General features: G+C 60.1%; 13 protein-coding genes. 5 read left to right on the top strand and 8 right to left on the bottom strand.

Annotated features, from left to right (window positions below; genetic code table 11):
• Positions 1-5 precede the first annotated feature (5 nt).
• The 6 genes from ACO06L_RS15430 to ACO06L_RS15405 all read right to left on the bottom strand — a co-directional run bounded on the left by ACO06L_RS15430 (position 6) and on the right by ACO06L_RS15405 (position 6844).
• Positions 6-872, bottom strand: a complete 867-nt coding sequence (locus ACO06L_RS15430) for an MBL fold metallo-hydrolase (RefSeq protein WP_064229222.1) — start codon at positions 870-872, stop codon at positions 6-8.
• An 81-nt stretch (positions 873-953) separates the two neighbouring features.
• The gene (locus ACO06L_RS15425) at positions 954-2474 is read right to left on the bottom strand and encodes a sensor domain-containing diguanylate cyclase (protein WP_202346426.1); all 1521 of its coding nucleotides are present in this window, start codon (positions 2472-2474) and stop codon (positions 954-956) included.
• Between the two features lie 88 nt (positions 2475-2562).
• Positions 2563-3183 (bottom strand): tetratricopeptide repeat protein, encoded by a 621-nt coding sequence (locus ACO06L_RS15420; protein WP_202346425.1) that lies wholly within the window; start codon positions 3181-3183, stop codon positions 2563-2565.
• Positions 3180-3962 carry an SDR family oxidoreductase gene (locus tag ACO06L_RS15415; protein ID WP_202346424.1) on the bottom strand — a complete coding sequence of 261 codons (783 nt, stop codon included), beginning with the start codon at positions 3960-3962 and terminating at the stop codon, positions 3180-3182. Before ACO06L_RS15415 ends, ACO06L_RS15420 begins: the two co-directional genes overlap by 4 nt.
• Positions 3949-6150 carry an AMP-binding protein gene (locus ACO06L_RS15410; RefSeq protein WP_202346423.1) on the bottom strand — a complete coding sequence of 734 codons (2202 nt, stop codon included), beginning with the start codon at positions 6148-6150 and terminating at the stop codon, positions 3949-3951. Before ACO06L_RS15410 ends, ACO06L_RS15415 begins: the two co-directional genes overlap by 14 nt.
• A complete protein-coding gene (locus ACO06L_RS15405; protein WP_202346422.1) occupies positions 6134-6844 on the bottom strand; it encodes a thermostable hemolysin in 711 nt (236 codons plus the stop codon). The genes ACO06L_RS15410 and ACO06L_RS15405 overlap by 17 nt, the downstream gene beginning before the upstream one ends.
• 138 nt (positions 6845-6982) lie before the next feature.
• On the opposite strand from ACO06L_RS15405, the gene ACO06L_RS15400 reads away from it, so the two are divergent.
• The 5 genes from ACO06L_RS15400 to ACO06L_RS15380 all read left to right on the top strand — a co-directional run bounded on the left by ACO06L_RS15400 (position 6983) and on the right by ACO06L_RS15380 (position 12369).
• A complete protein-coding gene (locus ACO06L_RS15400) occupies positions 6983-7669 on the top strand; it encodes a response regulator (RefSeq protein ID WP_202346421.1) in 687 nt (228 codons plus the stop codon).
• Positions 7660-9081, top strand: a complete 1422-nt coding sequence (locus ACO06L_RS15395; protein ID WP_202346420.1) for an ATP-binding protein — start codon at positions 7660-7662, stop codon at positions 9079-9081. The genes ACO06L_RS15400 and ACO06L_RS15395 overlap by 10 nt, the downstream gene beginning before the upstream one ends.
• A 92-nt stretch (positions 9082-9173) precedes the next feature.
• Positions 9174-9941: a glycosyltransferase family 2 protein gene (locus ACO06L_RS15390; RefSeq protein ID WP_202346419.1), complete on the top strand. Its 768-nt coding sequence runs from the start codon at positions 9174-9176 to the stop codon at positions 9939-9941.
• Position 9942: 1 nt separating this feature from the next.
• Positions 9943-10611: a TVP38/TMEM64 family protein gene (locus ACO06L_RS15385; RefSeq protein ID WP_202346418.1), complete on the top strand. Its 669-nt coding sequence runs from the start codon at positions 9943-9945 to the stop codon at positions 10609-10611.
• A 9-nt stretch (positions 10612-10620) separates the two neighbouring features.
• Positions 10621-12369, top strand: a complete 1749-nt coding sequence (locus ACO06L_RS15380) for an ArnT family glycosyltransferase (RefSeq protein WP_202346417.1) — start codon at positions 10621-10623, stop codon at positions 12367-12369.
• Here ACO06L_RS15380 and ACO06L_RS15375 read toward each other — a convergent pair.
• Complete coding sequence (locus tag ACO06L_RS15375; protein ID WP_202346416.1) at positions 12366-13778, bottom strand: sensor histidine kinase; 1413 nt, start codon at positions 13776-13778, stop codon at positions 12366-12368. The two genes, ACO06L_RS15380 and ACO06L_RS15375, sit on opposite strands and share 4 nt — an antisense overlap.
• Positions 13775-14500 (bottom strand): response regulator, encoded by a 726-nt coding sequence (locus ACO06L_RS15370; protein WP_202346415.1) that lies wholly within the window; start codon positions 14498-14500, stop codon positions 13775-13777. Before ACO06L_RS15370 ends, ACO06L_RS15375 begins: the two co-directional genes overlap by 4 nt.
• Between the last annotated feature and the right edge of the window lie 10 nt (positions 14501-14510).

Here is a 14510-nt window from a genome sequence, read left to right as displayed (position 1 = left end):
GAATCTCAGAACAGGTTAACCGGCACTTTCAGGTACACCTGACCATTGTCTTCGGCCGGCGGCATGTGCCCTGCACGCATATTGACCTGAACCGACGGCAGAATCAGACGGGGCATGTCCAGGGTTGCATCCCGCTCGGTCCGCATTTTCACGAACTCTTCCTCGGAAACGCCTTCGTGGACATGAATGTTTGCTTCCCGCTGCTCCGCCACCGTGGTCATATGCTGGTACTCATCACGGCCAGGCGCCTTATAATCATGGCACAGGAAAATGCGGGTTTCTGCTGGCAGCGACAGTACCTTCTGGATGGACTGGTACAGGGTGCGGGCATCGCCACCCGGAAAATCACAGCGGGCGGTGCCAAAGTCGGGCATAAACAGCGTGTCACCCACGAAGGCGGCGTCGCCAACCACATAGGTCAGGCACGCAGGAGTATGGCCCGGGGTGTGCAGAACACGCCCCTCGAGACCACCAATGGCAAAGGTGTCGCCTTCCTTGAACAGCTTGTCGAACTGGCTGCCATCGCGCTGGAATTCTGTGCCGGCATTAAACGCCTTGCCAAATATCTCCTGAACATCGCGAATGTGGGCACCAATTCCGGTTTTGCCGCCCAGTTTGTCATGCAGGTAAGGCGCCGCAGACAGGTGATCCGCGTGTACGTGGGTTTCCAGGATCCACTCGACCTTCAGGTCGTTGCTGCGGATGTACTCAATAATCTCATCAGCCGAGCGCACATCGGTGCGTCCTGCGGCGTAGTCAAAATCCAGGACCGAATCGAGAATGGCGCAGGCCTGGCTGTCCGGGTCACGCACCACATAACTGAATGTATTGGTGGGTTCATCAAAAAAATGCTGAACGATCGGGTTGCTCATGACGTCACCTCTGGATGATCCAAATATCAATTTTAATCTAAGGATATACTATTTGGTAATATGAGGTGAAATGATCTTTTTTTATATGCGCAATGTTCCTGATACATCAACAAGACAGTCCCGCCCCGCCTGCTTGGCCAGATAAAGTCGGTAGTCCGCCCCGGCGATGAGGGCATCCGGCGTTGCAGGACGGTCAACGAACTCCTCTATCCCGGCAACGCCTGCGCTGACGGTCACCAGTATCTCATCCTCATCAAAGACAAAACTCTCCTCGTGCACGGCTTCGAGAATTCGCTGAACAAGCTGTCGCACATCGCCGTGCTCCACGGCACTGAAGACAACAATGAATTCTTCCCCTCCGAAACGGGCAACCACATCCATGGAGCGGGTCTGGCTCACCAGAATATCGGCAAACCGCTGCAGGATATAATCTCCCCCGAGGTGTCCGATGGAGTCGTTGATTTTTTTGAAGTGATCAATGTCGAAGATCGCCAGGGCGAAACGCTCTCCCCGACGGTTGCTGCGGGCCAGCATTTCATCCAGCCTTGGCATCAGGTAACGGCGATTGTGCAGGCCGGTCAGCGGGTCCCGAATTGACTGGTTCAGCAATTCTTCTTCCAGCCGGTTGCGCTCCAGGGCACCCGACAACAGGCCGGAGACGATAATCAACAGATCGGCCTGGTCCAGACGCCAGGTTCTTCGGCGAAGGGAGTCAACGCCAAAAAAACCCGTCACCCGTCCGCGTACCCGGATAGGCACGCAAAACATGGAGGACACTCCCTGTTCCTGAAGCAGCGCCCGCTCGGGTGCAGCTTCCCGGGGCAGCCGGTCGACATCTTCAATAAACACCACCCGGCTGCCACTGACCATCCCCTCGATCTGTTCCTGCCACCAGTGAAAATTCTCGATCGACACCTGCTGCTGGGTGTCGATCAGGGCGGGCACACCATCCCTGCACCACTCATGGGTGTTGGTCATCACCGCGTAGTCGTCAGAGAAGCAATAGAGATAGGCCCGGTCTACCTTGAAAAACATTCCGATGGATCTCAGAAGTTCATCAATGCACTGATCAATGGTGCCAAAACCAAGGTTGATGAATTCGGTGGATAGGCGTGCAATCAGCCGCTGGAAACCGGCCTGGAAGGAAAACTCCGCCTCACTCTCCCGCAGGCTCTGCTCCAGGTCCTTGTAGTGCTGAATGTTATGGAACTGGCCGTACCAGAGAGTGCCACCATCGGGCTGGCGCTCGGGCTCTGCGTTAACCTCAAACCACTCGTAACCGCCATTCTCCAGCCTGAGCCGGGCCCGATAGCTCCAGGTACTCAACGTATCTGCCGAGGCACGGATGCTCCCCATAACGGCATCAACGTCCTCAGGATGAATCATTGCGAAAATCGGATCCGCGTTATCGCTCAGATCCGAGGGTTCAATGCCAAAGAGCGACTGCACATGTTCGCTAATGAAGGGACAGCGGTGGGAATCGCCTTCCGAGCTCAGCCAATAAACGAAGAGGACTCCAGGAACCCCTGAGGCCAGTTTCTGGAAAAAACGGGCAGACAAACCGGTTTGCTGCCCGTTACCGGACCTTGACGCCTTGGACACCACGTCCTCCCAACAGACGAATCACCCCTGCTCATAACAGAGTGTAGCCTACGCTGACAGGAAGAAAACCGGTTCCGGAGACGACGAATCAGAGCGAGTCCAGGCGACTCCTGGCTTCTTCCCGCCGACCGGCATCGGCGACGTCCCGTCCGGCCCTGCCGGGTGCTTCGAGGGCTTTCTGCAGATAGCTCCGGGCCCGTTCCGGCTCGCCCTGGTCCAGCAGAAAATCGCCAAAGAAGAAATTGGCATCCATGCCATCAGGATTGATCGCCAATGCTTTCTGCAGATACTGACGGGCCTTGTCGTCATCACCGAAACCCAAAGGCCAGCCGGGCACCTGATAATAGAGGCTACCCAGCGATGTGTAGGCCGAGCCATCCAGCGCTTCGGGGTCAATCGCCAGGGCCGCCTCCAGTGATTTACGGGCATCCTTGACCAACCCCAATGCCCCGAGACCGCCCTTGGCACCGGCGTAGGTGCTGAGCACAATACCCTGCCAGATCAGTGGCTCTGCCCGGTCCGGATAATGGGCGACAAACTGTTCTGCCTCGCTGGCCAGACCTTCAAAGGCTTTCTCTTTCTGGTCCTCTGGCACCTGATACTGAATCTCCGCCCAGCGATGCTGGATATCGGCCAGTTCGGCCTCCAGAGCCGCGGCCCAGAGTGGCTGGGCCGCCAGACACAGGATCACCAATAGCACTCGTTTCATGACAACACTCCCGAATTCAGAAAGCGCCGGATGACCGGCAATTGCTTCAGCATCGCCTTATCGACAATTCTGGGCAGGATGCCGTTGATCACCACAAACAGCTTTTCCGGCCAGCCCAGGAAGCGCCGGCGAACGTCATTTTCCATGGCGGCAAGAATCTGCGAAGCCACGGCTTCCGGCGCGTCCATGGCATTGCCGAGGGCCCGGTTAAGCTCGTTTACGGCCTCTGGATTCATGTCCGTGGCGGTAGCCCGGGGCGCTACATAGATCACCTGGACCGGGGTATCGGCCAGTTCCCGTCGAAGCGCTTCAGTAAAGCCACGCAGCCCGAACTTGCTGGCGCAATAGGCTGTGTAACCAGGGAAGCCGATGCTGCCAAAGGTGGACCCCACGAACACCAGGGCACCTTGGCCGGCTTTTTCAAACCTGGGTGTAAAGTGCCTGGCCACAATCATCGCTGACCGGAGATTGACGGCGATCTGGGCGTCCAGTTCGCTGACTGCCATATTCTCCAGGCTTGCAAAGCGATTCTGACCGGCACAGTGGATCACACCATCGATACCTGGATAGGCGTCACCGAGACGAACCAGCTGTTGGTCGAGATCGGGCGCCGCCAGGTCCAGGTGAACGAGCGAGACACCTTCACGGTGCTCAAGCTTTTCCGGATGCCTGGAGGCCACAATCACCCGGGCGCCAGCTCTCACCAGGGGTTCAACCAGCGCCTTGCCGATACCGCCGGTGCCACCCAGCAGAAGAAACGCCCGATCATGCAGCCTCATGACGCTGCTCCTTGCGGTTCGACGTTAGGGGAATGCTGTGCAGCATATCGCCATAGAGCCGATAGACCATGCGCGCGGCTTCGATGATCGCCTGCTGGTCATCGGGGTCGGTGATTTCGTTCATCAGGTTACGGAAAAATTCGAAATGCTCCTGATCCAGAGCACCGTGGGAGTATAGATAGCTGAAGGCCTCATCCGGCAGCCCGAGCTGTTTCTGGATGGCCTCACCGAGCGGCGTCGCCAGCTCAATCGACGTGCCTTCCAGCACCTGAACCATACCGAAGAACGCCGCCGGGTTACCGCGGTTAATGCGGTCATAAAGGTAAGCGACCATCAGTTCGATGGATGTATCGGGGGTGCCATGACGGATGGCCTCCTTATCTTCCCCGCAGGCCGCAAGGTCGTTGAGGATCCATTCATGGTGGCCGTACTCCTCCTCAATGTATTCCACCAGCGCCTTGCGCACGAATTCCAGACGCTCAGGCAGGCGGCCACCGCAGGCCATCATCAACGGCACGGTGTGTTTTACATGGTGGTAAGCCTGAGTAAGAAACCAGGTATAACCAGTCAGGTCGAAACGCCCCTCGCGGATAGCCTCAATAACGGGCGCACCGGTTACGTGGGCGCGAGCTTGTGCAGTTTCGGACTGCAGTCGATCGAAAAATGCCATGAAAGATCCTCCTGGCGGGTTTGAAACATCGGATGTGGAAACGGCTTCATCGGAAAAGAGGGAGTTAGTGAAAACCGGAAACGCGCCTGCAAGCAGCGTCGGCAGGTCGGCCTGAATCTGCTGGCGTACAGGTCGTCCGTTTGCAGTTACGTAGCCTTCAGCCTGGCTCAGAGGCTGCCGGCGGATATATATCCCGGACAGCCGGGCATAGTCCGGCAAGGTGTCATTCAGCGAGTCCAGTTGTGCGCGCAGCGCTTCAGGCGAGCGGCCGTCCTGAACAACCAGCAGGGCCGAGGGGAGAGGATCGCCATCGCCAAACACCACCGCCTGACGCGCACCGAGCGCCTGAATCAGCTCACTCTCCAGCCACTCCGGGCTGATGTTGCGACCAAAGCTGGTAATAAGAAGGTTCTTGGCACGACCGCTCACCGACAGGAAACCCTCTGTATCCCGGGCACCCAGATCACCGGTATCCAGCCACTCATCCCCGGCAGGTTCGTCGCCCAGATAGCCAAGGTGGGTGTTGCCACCCACCAGAATGTGGCCCCGTTGGTCCACCCGGACCCGGACATGGGAAAGTGGTTTGCCCACCGACCCTTCGCGTTCGGTTCCGGGTACGTTCAGTGCCACCACCGAACTGCACTCCGAAAGGCCATAACCCTCGTAAAGGGGCAGACCGGCGGCGCGGCCCCGGGCAAGCAGGTCGGACGAAACCCGTCCGCCTCCAACCGCCAGGAACCGAAAGGAATCGCTGTTCAAGTGTTGTTGTTCAGCCGCAGCTACCAGAGTCATGGCCAGTTCCGGCACCAGAATCAGGGATTGGGGCCGATGCTCGTTGATGCCCTGCACCAGCTGCCCGATATCCAGGCCACTGCTGCCGGTCATCCCAAGATCATGCTGGGGCGCGACTACCACCGTGCTGCCCATAAGCAGTGGCAAATAAACCCCGGCGATATTTTCCAGCAGTGTGGCCAGCGGCAGGATGCAAAGGTGCCGATCAAGCTCGACATCTGCCAGCCGCTCCTTCAATGCGAGCGTGGTGGCTGTCATCTGAGCCACCGACAGGCAAACGCCTTTGGGGGTGCCGGTACTGCCAGAGGTGAAGGTGATTTTCGCGGTCTGCTCCGGCATCCAGGCTCCGGCACCAGACACCGGCAAATGCTTTAACCAGACCCCATGGCCAATGTGTTCACCGCCGTCAGTTGAAGCGGCAGAGAGCAGACAATCCAGGCCTGCCCGCTCAGTCAGGTGTTCCGTCTGGGACCGCGAGAAAAACACCGGCACAGGCACACACACCACACCGGCCAGCAAACAGGCCAGATCCGCAAGAATCCAGGCCACGGAGTTGTCGCCACACAAGCCGGCCCGGCGCACACCAAGGCGGCTCAGCTGATCGGCCAGAGCCTCCGCCGCCTGCATCATCTGGGCATAAGTAAAGGCCGACTCCGGCCCCTGGAGAGCCGTACGGGAAGGATGGCTGCTCGCCCGGCGCGCCAGGAGTTCAGGCAATGTGGCCATAGGACCCTCCTGCCATCGTTTCTCCCTCAGGGGCTTCGGTCTCAACAGACTGAACCAGCCTTAGCAAACCCGCGCTTCGGAGCGCGGACATGCCGTCGGCGACACGAATGGCCATCACTACCGGATGATGATCGTAGTAGCGCCCCCAGCCGGCGCCGCCATCGGGCAACCGGGAAGGGTCAGCCGTCGCCAGAACCTCGGTGGCAATACCAAGGCGGTGAAAACTGTTGCGCAGCTGATCCGTGCCGGTGCAGACAACCCAGTCGTAGCCGGCCCCATCCAGCCACACCGACAGGGAGGCAAACAGAAAGCGGCTGACGCCGGCCTCGACGCCGGCCAGATGAGCAATCTCCGCAATCCGGTGACGTTCGACACCCGCAACCGGCATCACCGATTCCACCGGCACCGACAGGTAGTCCTCCAGAAACAGTCTTTCCAGCGCGGCGTTACGAACACCGACCGCCGCCAGAAGGCTGCCTTGAGCCGTGGTCAGGGCCAGGAGCGCCGGTATGCGCAGAGAAGGCTCGGCGCCATAGGCATGCAGGAAGCGGCGGCGAATAAAACCCGCAACCGTCTCGGCCATTGCCGTGTCAGGACGGATCTCATTAAACCAGCGACCGGCACAACGGATGACCGGAACCACCTCCCCGGAATCCGGGGGACAACATGTGGACATCATCAGCGGGTCTGTCATAAAAGGCCTCCCTTAAGGTACGCCTCCCAGACTAGAGCGCCAGCCTTAACCAAGGCTTAAGAACAGCAGGAAGTTTTCTTAAGCTGGCCTTAAGAATTCTGTGCCAGAATGATCACCAGACCGGTAACAGGACCTGCCATGCGGATATTGCTTGTAGAAGACGACCATCACCTGGCCAACACCATGCTGGGAATGTTGCGTGACGGACAGAACACAGTGGACTGGCTCGACGACGGCCAGCAGGCCCTGGGTGCACTCACCAGCGAGCACTTTGATCTGGCGATACTGGACCTGACTCTGCCCCGCGTTGATGGCCTGGACATTCTGAAGGCAGCCAGGAAACAGGGCGTGCAAACGCCGGTGATCATCCTGACAGCCCGTTCCGGTCTAGATGAGAAACTGACCGGCCTGGATGCCGGCGCCGATGACTACCTCACCAAACCCTTCGCCATGGCGGAGCTCAAGGCCAGAATACGGGCAGTCACACGTCGGGGTTCCTCGGTGCCGCAGAACGGCCTGACGGTGGGCCAGCTGGTGCTCAACCCGGACTCCGGACAACTGACCACCGGCGACGAGACCACCACATTGCCCCGCAGTGAATTCCAGATTCTTCACTACCTGATGCGGCACCCTGACCAGGTAGCCACACGACGTCGGCTGGAAGAGCAGCTTTACGGCTGGGACCACGGCGCGGAAAGCAACGCCCTGGAGGTACATATCCACCACCTGCGTCGCAGGGTTGGCAAGGAAACCATCCGGACCATCCGTGGTGTCGGTTATCTGCTCGACAGCCAGGCTGCCGCCAGGGTGACCGAATGTCCCTGACCCGCACACTGACCCTGCTGGTTACCTCCACCGTTCTGCTGATTGCCCTTGTTGCCGCGGCCTGGAGCTACATTGAAAGCAACCACGAGCTTGAGGAGCTGTTTGACGCCGAGCTGGCACAGAGCACGCGAATCGTCCAGGGACTGGTACAGCACCTTGCAGACACCCAGTCTGTGGAGCAACTGCCAAAGACCCTGAGCGAAACCCTGGAACTGCCCCGTCCCGACACGCCAGGGGTGGATTTCGAAGCCGACAATAACGAAATCCTGCCGGGCGGCACCGGGCATAAATATGAAAAGAAACTGGCGTTCGAGGTCTGGACCCCGGAGCGCGAACCGCTGCTGGATACGCTCAAAGCCGACGACACCGAGGGCCTGACACCCGGTTACTCCTGGGCAGAGTCCAGCGGCTTTCGCTGGCGCGTATTCACGCTTCAGGACCCGACTACGGGTTTCTGGATACGGACGGCACAACGAGAGGATATTCGTGAAGAGCTCAGCGAGGAGCTGGCTCTGGGGAACATCCTCCCCCTGTTAATTGCCCTGCCCCTGCTGCTACTTGCCGCCAGTGCCGCCATCCAACTCGGCTTCAGGCCGCTTCTAAAGCTTGAGCGCCCAATCCGCAACATGGCCCCGGAAAATATCCACCCCCTGGACGACCGCCAGGCACCCAAGGAGGTTGCGGGGTTAGTGCAGGCGGTAAACGGCCTGCTCAGACGCCTCAACCAGGCCCTGGAGCGGGAAAGACGGTTCTCTGCCGACGCCGCCCATGAGTTGCGGACGCCGCTGACGGCCCTGCGACTGAACCTGGAAAAAGTCTACGAGAAGGATCCGGAGCAATACGGCGATCTGATCCAGTCCGTCGACCGCATGGTGCACCTGGTGGAGCAGATGCTGCTGCTCAACCGGGTCGACTCTGGTGCTGATTTCACCCCGGAATACCACAACCTGTCCGCGATTGTGGAGCAGAGCATCGCCGATGTGGCACCGCTGGCCCTGAAAAAGGACATCGACCCTGTGCTCCAGGACGATGCCGGTCAGGCTCTGGTGTGCTGTCACAGCGCGCTGATCAACACCCTCATGCGTTCCCTGCTGGCGAACGCCATCCAGTACAGCCCTGAACACACAATTATCGAGACACACCTGAAGCCTTCCGGCGAGGGATACCACATCACCGTATGCGACCAGGGCCCTGGCATACCCGCGGAGGAGCGCGAACGGGCGCTGAGCCGCTTTGTCCGCCTGGACCAGCGCCTTGGCGGCGGCGCCGGTCTCGGACTTGCCATCGCCCGGCGCATCGCGGAACTTCATGGTGGCCAGCTGACCCTCAGCGACCGGCCGGATGGCAACGCCGGCCTGTGCGTCAGCATCTGGCTGCCGGCCCGTGCGACTTCTCGTCGCAAGCAGGCTTAAGGTTGCTTTAAGGTTTGAGGAGGATACTTCGGCCCAGTTGAACAGGGCCACAAACGGCCCGATTGATATTCCGTTTTCGAGGATGTCGCTACATGGGTCAGGAAAGAACGCTATCGCTGGTTATCCCGGCCAAGGATGAAGAAGCCAACATTGCCACCCTGCTGACCGAGGCTTACGGGGTAATGCGGGACTACCACGGTTTTGAGGTGGTGCTGGTGGATGATGGCAGCACCGACAGCACGCTGGATACCGCGGTGAGGACAGCCCGGGCCCTCGGGGGCCGGTTATTGACCATTCGCCACGAGCGCAGCATCGGCCAGAGCGGTGCCCTGGCATCGGGTATCCGCCAGGCCAGGAGCAGGCTGATCGTTACCATGGATGGCGACGGCCAGAACGACCCGGCCGACATTCCCGCCATGCTCCAGAAAGCCAACACCATGCGGAACCCGGATTTCTGCATTGCCGGCTATCGCAAGAATCGCAAGGACACCGCCTGGAAACGCTTCCAGTCACGTCTGGCCAATCGCGTGCGGGATGCGCTGCTTCATGATGGCGTGCCCGATACCGGCTGCGGCCTGAAGCTGTTTCCCCGGGAAACCTTTCTGAAACTGCCCTGGTTCGACCACGGGCACCGGTTCATTCCAGCACTGGTTCGGGGTGTCGGTGGCGATATCGCCATCGTGGAAGTGAACCACCGGCCTCGCATTGCTGGCACATCCAAGTACAACGCCTGGAACAGGACCTGGGCCGGTATCCTGGATCTACTCGGTGTACTCTGGTTGCTGCACCGCACCCGGGTTCCTGTCATCAGCACTGCGGCGCAGGCTGATCCCCAGGCGGCGACAGCGGAGCGCTCCTGATATGTTCAAGGGGGCCCGCTGGCTGGCCTTCGCCGCGTTGGTTCTGGTCGGCTATTTAACCATCCATAACGGCTGGCTCGACTTCATTGCCAACCAGAACGAAGTGGCGAACTATCTCCACAGCCATGGTTTTGGCGGATTACTGGTGATTACTCTGGCCGGCGCGCTGTTTACCGGCCTTGGTGCTCCACGCCAGTTGCTCGCCTTCGTGCTGGGTTTTGCCCTGGGCGGGCTCAACGGGACACTGCTGTCGACCCTGGCCGCCGCCATTGGGGCAACCGGCTGTTTCCTGACCGCCCGCTGGCTGCTGCGAACGCCGTTGAGCCGGCGGTTCAGCCACCGGATGCAGCAGTTTGATCGCCTGTTCCGGGAGCAGACGCTGTTGAAAGTCCTTATGGTCCGCTTGTTGCCGGTGGGCAGTAACCTGGTGACCAACCTTGTGGCAGGCTGCTCCGGGATCCGCTTCTCACCGTTCCTTTTCGGCAGCACCCTGGGTTACCTGCCACAGATGCTGGTGTTTGCCCTGGCCGGTGCCGGTATCGGCAATGCCAACGCCTATCAGCTTGCCGTGAGTATCGGCTTTTTCATTCTCGCCTCGCTGATTGGTGCTTTTCTCTATCACAACCAGAGGGCCAGAACGCTGGCCGATTCCGTTTCCGACTCTCTCTGAGACCGAACCATGCCTGCATCTACCTTCGTCCGTCACCTGCCGGACACCGTGTTCAACCTGTCCCGCAATCAACTCCTGCTGTTATTGCTGGCCTTTGCCGCGGTCGTGATTTTTACCGGGATCGGACTACGCTCGCCCTGGCCTGCCGACGAACCGCGATTCGCGGAAGTGGCCCGCGAAATGGTGTCCTCCGGCCAGTGGCTGATTCCCATGCGCGGCGGCGAGTTCTACCCGGACAAACCACCGGTGTTCATGTGGAGTATCGCCCTGTTCTACTGGCTGACCGGCAACCTGAAAATTGCATTCCTGCTGCCCAATGCACTGTGCAGCCTGCTAACACTGGGGCTGGTCTTCGATCTGGGCACCCGCCTGTGGAACCAGCGGACCGGTGCTATCGCGGTCATGTTGCTGATGCTTGCGCCCCAGTTCGTGATCCAGGCCCAGAAAGCCCAGATCGACGCCATGGTCGCCTGCTGGATTGCGGTTGCCTGCTACGGCCTGATACGACACTTTTTCAGCGGACCCGCCTGGGGCTGGTACTTCGTTGGATGGGCGTTTATGGGGCTCGGCATCATCACCAAAGGGGTTGGCTTCCTGCCGGCGCTGATGCTCATTCCGATCGTGGTCATGAAGCTTCGCGATCGCGCACTGTTCCGTGGCACGCTCACCTGGCGCTGCGCACTGGGTCCGCTGGCCATGCTGGCAGTGGTTGCCGCCTGGCTGATTCCCATGGTGCTTTACGTTAACAATCTCGGCACCGAAGAGGCCTTGGCCTACCGGAACAACATCCTGTTCAAGCAGACCGGAGAGCGCTATGCCGACTCATGGGGCCATATCCAGCCCTGGTACTACTACCTCACCAGCGTAATCCCCTCGCTCTGGTTTCCTCTGCCATTGTTGCTACTGGCCTTGATCCGGCCCCTGTCTGAAACCGCCCGGTACCGCCCGATTGTTCCGGTGCTTCTGGGCTGGATTGCCCTGGTCATCGTGTTCTTCAGCCTCAGCCCCGGCAAGCGCGGTGTTTACCTGTTGCCGGCGTTGCCCATGCTGGCGCTGATTCTCGCCCCGCTGCTCAGCAGCCAGAAACCGGCGGGCTGGTTTCCACCGCTTCTGACAGGCTTACAGTTCCTGCTTGGTATTGCGTTGATGGCGGTTGGCACCCTAGCCTGGAACGACCACCCCAAACTGGTTGAAAAAGTGGCCGACTACAGCACCGACCCGGCCAAACTGCATGAGGCGGGGACGTTTGTCTTCGTCATAGGACTGGTCTGGCTGGTCAGCCTGCTTGGACTCTGGCGCTCCCGTGCGCTGGGGCGTCTGTTTCTGGCCATGATGATCACCTGGCTGCTGTTGGGCGCCTGGGGCTATCGAATTCTCGAGCCGCTTCGAACCCCTCGCAACGTTCTGGCCGCCGCAGAACAGCATATCCCGCCCGGCGGACAGCTCGGCATGATCGACTTCCGGGAACAGTTCCTGCTGTTTTCAAAGCGCGACTTCACCCATTTCAGCTTCTTTACCGGTCGGGAACAGGAAAATCGCAATGCCTGGTTGTGGATGAGCGAAACTGCCAACAGCTATCTCCTTGTCGCCGATCAGATCGAGCTGCCCTGCTTCACCAAAGAAGGCGCCATTTCTGTGGGCACAGCCCACCGTGACAACTATCTCCTGCTTTCAGATGAACAAATGACACCCAACTGCACGCCGCCGGACAGGATCAGGCGGTTTACCACGCCCAGCCCCGGGGGCTGGCTCGATTAAAGTGGCAAAGTGACTGACACCTTGAGGCCTTGCCCGTCCGGCCCTGGGCCCAGCCGGATATCGCCACCCATCCCCCGAATCAGGGTCCGGGCGATGGCCAGGCCAAGGCCCGCGCCACCGGTTTCACGGTTGCGCGAGTGCTCCAGCCGGTAAAACGGTTCGAAAACACGCTCCCGTTCCGGTTCAGGAATCCCCGGCCCCTGATCAACGATTGTGACAACCGCTTCTGTGTCTGTTGTTGCCAGTGTTACTTCTGCCTGCTCGCCATAATTCACCGCATTCTCGATCAGATTACGCAGGGCACGTTTGACGGCTTCGGGCTGACCCTGGAGCACGCATCTCGGACTGTCCTGGCAGTGAACCGCCAGACCCATTTCCTGGAGATCACCACAAAGGCTGTCCAGCAGGGTGGCCAGGTCATAACGGCGATGCTGTTCGGTGGTGCTGCCCCGGATGAAATCGAGGGTAGCCTCGGCCAGGTGCTGCATTTCCCTGAGGGAATCCAGAAGACGGTCCCTGTCCTCCCCATCTGGCAGCATTTCCACCCGCAGCCGCATGGAGGTGATGGGTGTCCTGAGGTCATGGGCCAGGGCCGCCAGCAGTCTTGCCCGGTCTTCCTGGGCCCGGCCAACCTGGTCCTGCATCTGGTTAAAGGCGCGGGTAACCTCACGAACATCCTCGGGCCCCTTTTCAGGAATCCGGACTTTCTCTCCCCGCCCGAACGCGTGGGCTGCCCGGCTCAACTCGTTCATTGGCCGCAGGATTCGACGTACCGCCAGCAACAGGGTCAGCGTGAGCAGCACAGCGGTAATCCCAACGCTGGTCAGCGTGGCCTTTAACCACAACCAGGAGGGCGCCGGTGGCCGGGCACGGGCGTTGAACCATTGGCCGGAGGACAAGGCCAGGGAAACCCCCAGGACCGGGGGGCATTCGTGCCGGACATCCCGATGGTCGTCCTCGTCACGGTGTTCTTCATACTCGTGGTGCTCATCATCTTCATCGTCATGCCGTTCACGGTCCCGATGGTCATCGCGATCCGGTAGGCAGTCGTCTTCGTCAGCCTCCATGGCTGTTCGAACCTGCTCCACCGGCAGCTCCAATTCCTCGGCCAGCCGGCGCGTCATGCCGGAGGCCCGATCCTCGGTCAGATAGGGCGCAGGATCGATAGAAAGCCGCAGAGTCGGGCTGGAGAGTGCCCGCAGAATTCGCTCCTGCCGTTCCGGGTCCGTGGTGTCGGCCAGGGTGTAGCCATCGGCCACCCGCTGGAGGACATTCTCCAGGCTGGCGCTGCGCAGAGCCCCCTGACGCTCGCCTGCCAGGATGACGATCGTAATGATCTGCGCCGCCAGCAGCACCAGAACCAGCAACAGCGCCAGCTGCCCAGCGGCGCGCCGGGGCCACAGTCTCATTGCTCAGCCCCTTCGACCGCAGCAATCCACTGGTAGCCACCGCCCCAGATGGTCTTGATCAGCCTGGGGCTGCGGGCATCCGGATCGATCTTGCGGCGCAGGCGGCTGACATGGTTATCAATGCTTCGATCAAAGGCATCCGCCTCTCTGCCGAGGGTCAGGTCCATCAGCTGATCACGGGACAACACGCGGCCGGCGTGTTCCAGGAAGGCGAGCAGCAGCTTGTACTCGGCGGTACTCAGAGACACCTCGACTCCTTCCGGATCAACCAGTTGATGACGGTCCACATCCAGCGTCCAGCCTTCAAACGTCAGGCACTGCCCGGCCATGGGGCTGCGTTGCGGTGGCAGTGCTGTGGTACGACGCAGAACCGCTTTTATGCGGGCCAACAACTCCCGGGGGTTGAAGGGTTTGGTGAGGTAATCGTCGGCGCCCATCTCCAGGCCGACGATGCGATCGGTTTCCTCGCTCATGGCGGTCAACAGAATCACTGGCAACTCTGTGTGCTCACGAAGATGCCGGCAGAGGGTGAGGCCATCATCGCCGGGCATCATGATGTCCAGAACAACCAGGTCAACGGAGTGCTGTCGCAACTGTCGCTTCATGGCGTCGCCGCCATCTGCCAGCAGCACGCGCAGGCCATGCTCCTGAAGATAGCGACCGACCAGATCGCGGATGTCTCGGTGGTCATCGACCACCAGGATTGTGGGAGAGTCGCTCACTCGTTACTCC

The sequence above is a fragment of the Marinobacter sp. genome (assembly GCF_965229985.1).
In the GTDB taxonomy this organism is placed as follows: Bacteria; Pseudomonadota; Gammaproteobacteria; order Pseudomonadales; family Oleiphilaceae; genus Marinobacter.
This window is presented reverse-complemented; position numbering and strand designations above follow the sequence as displayed.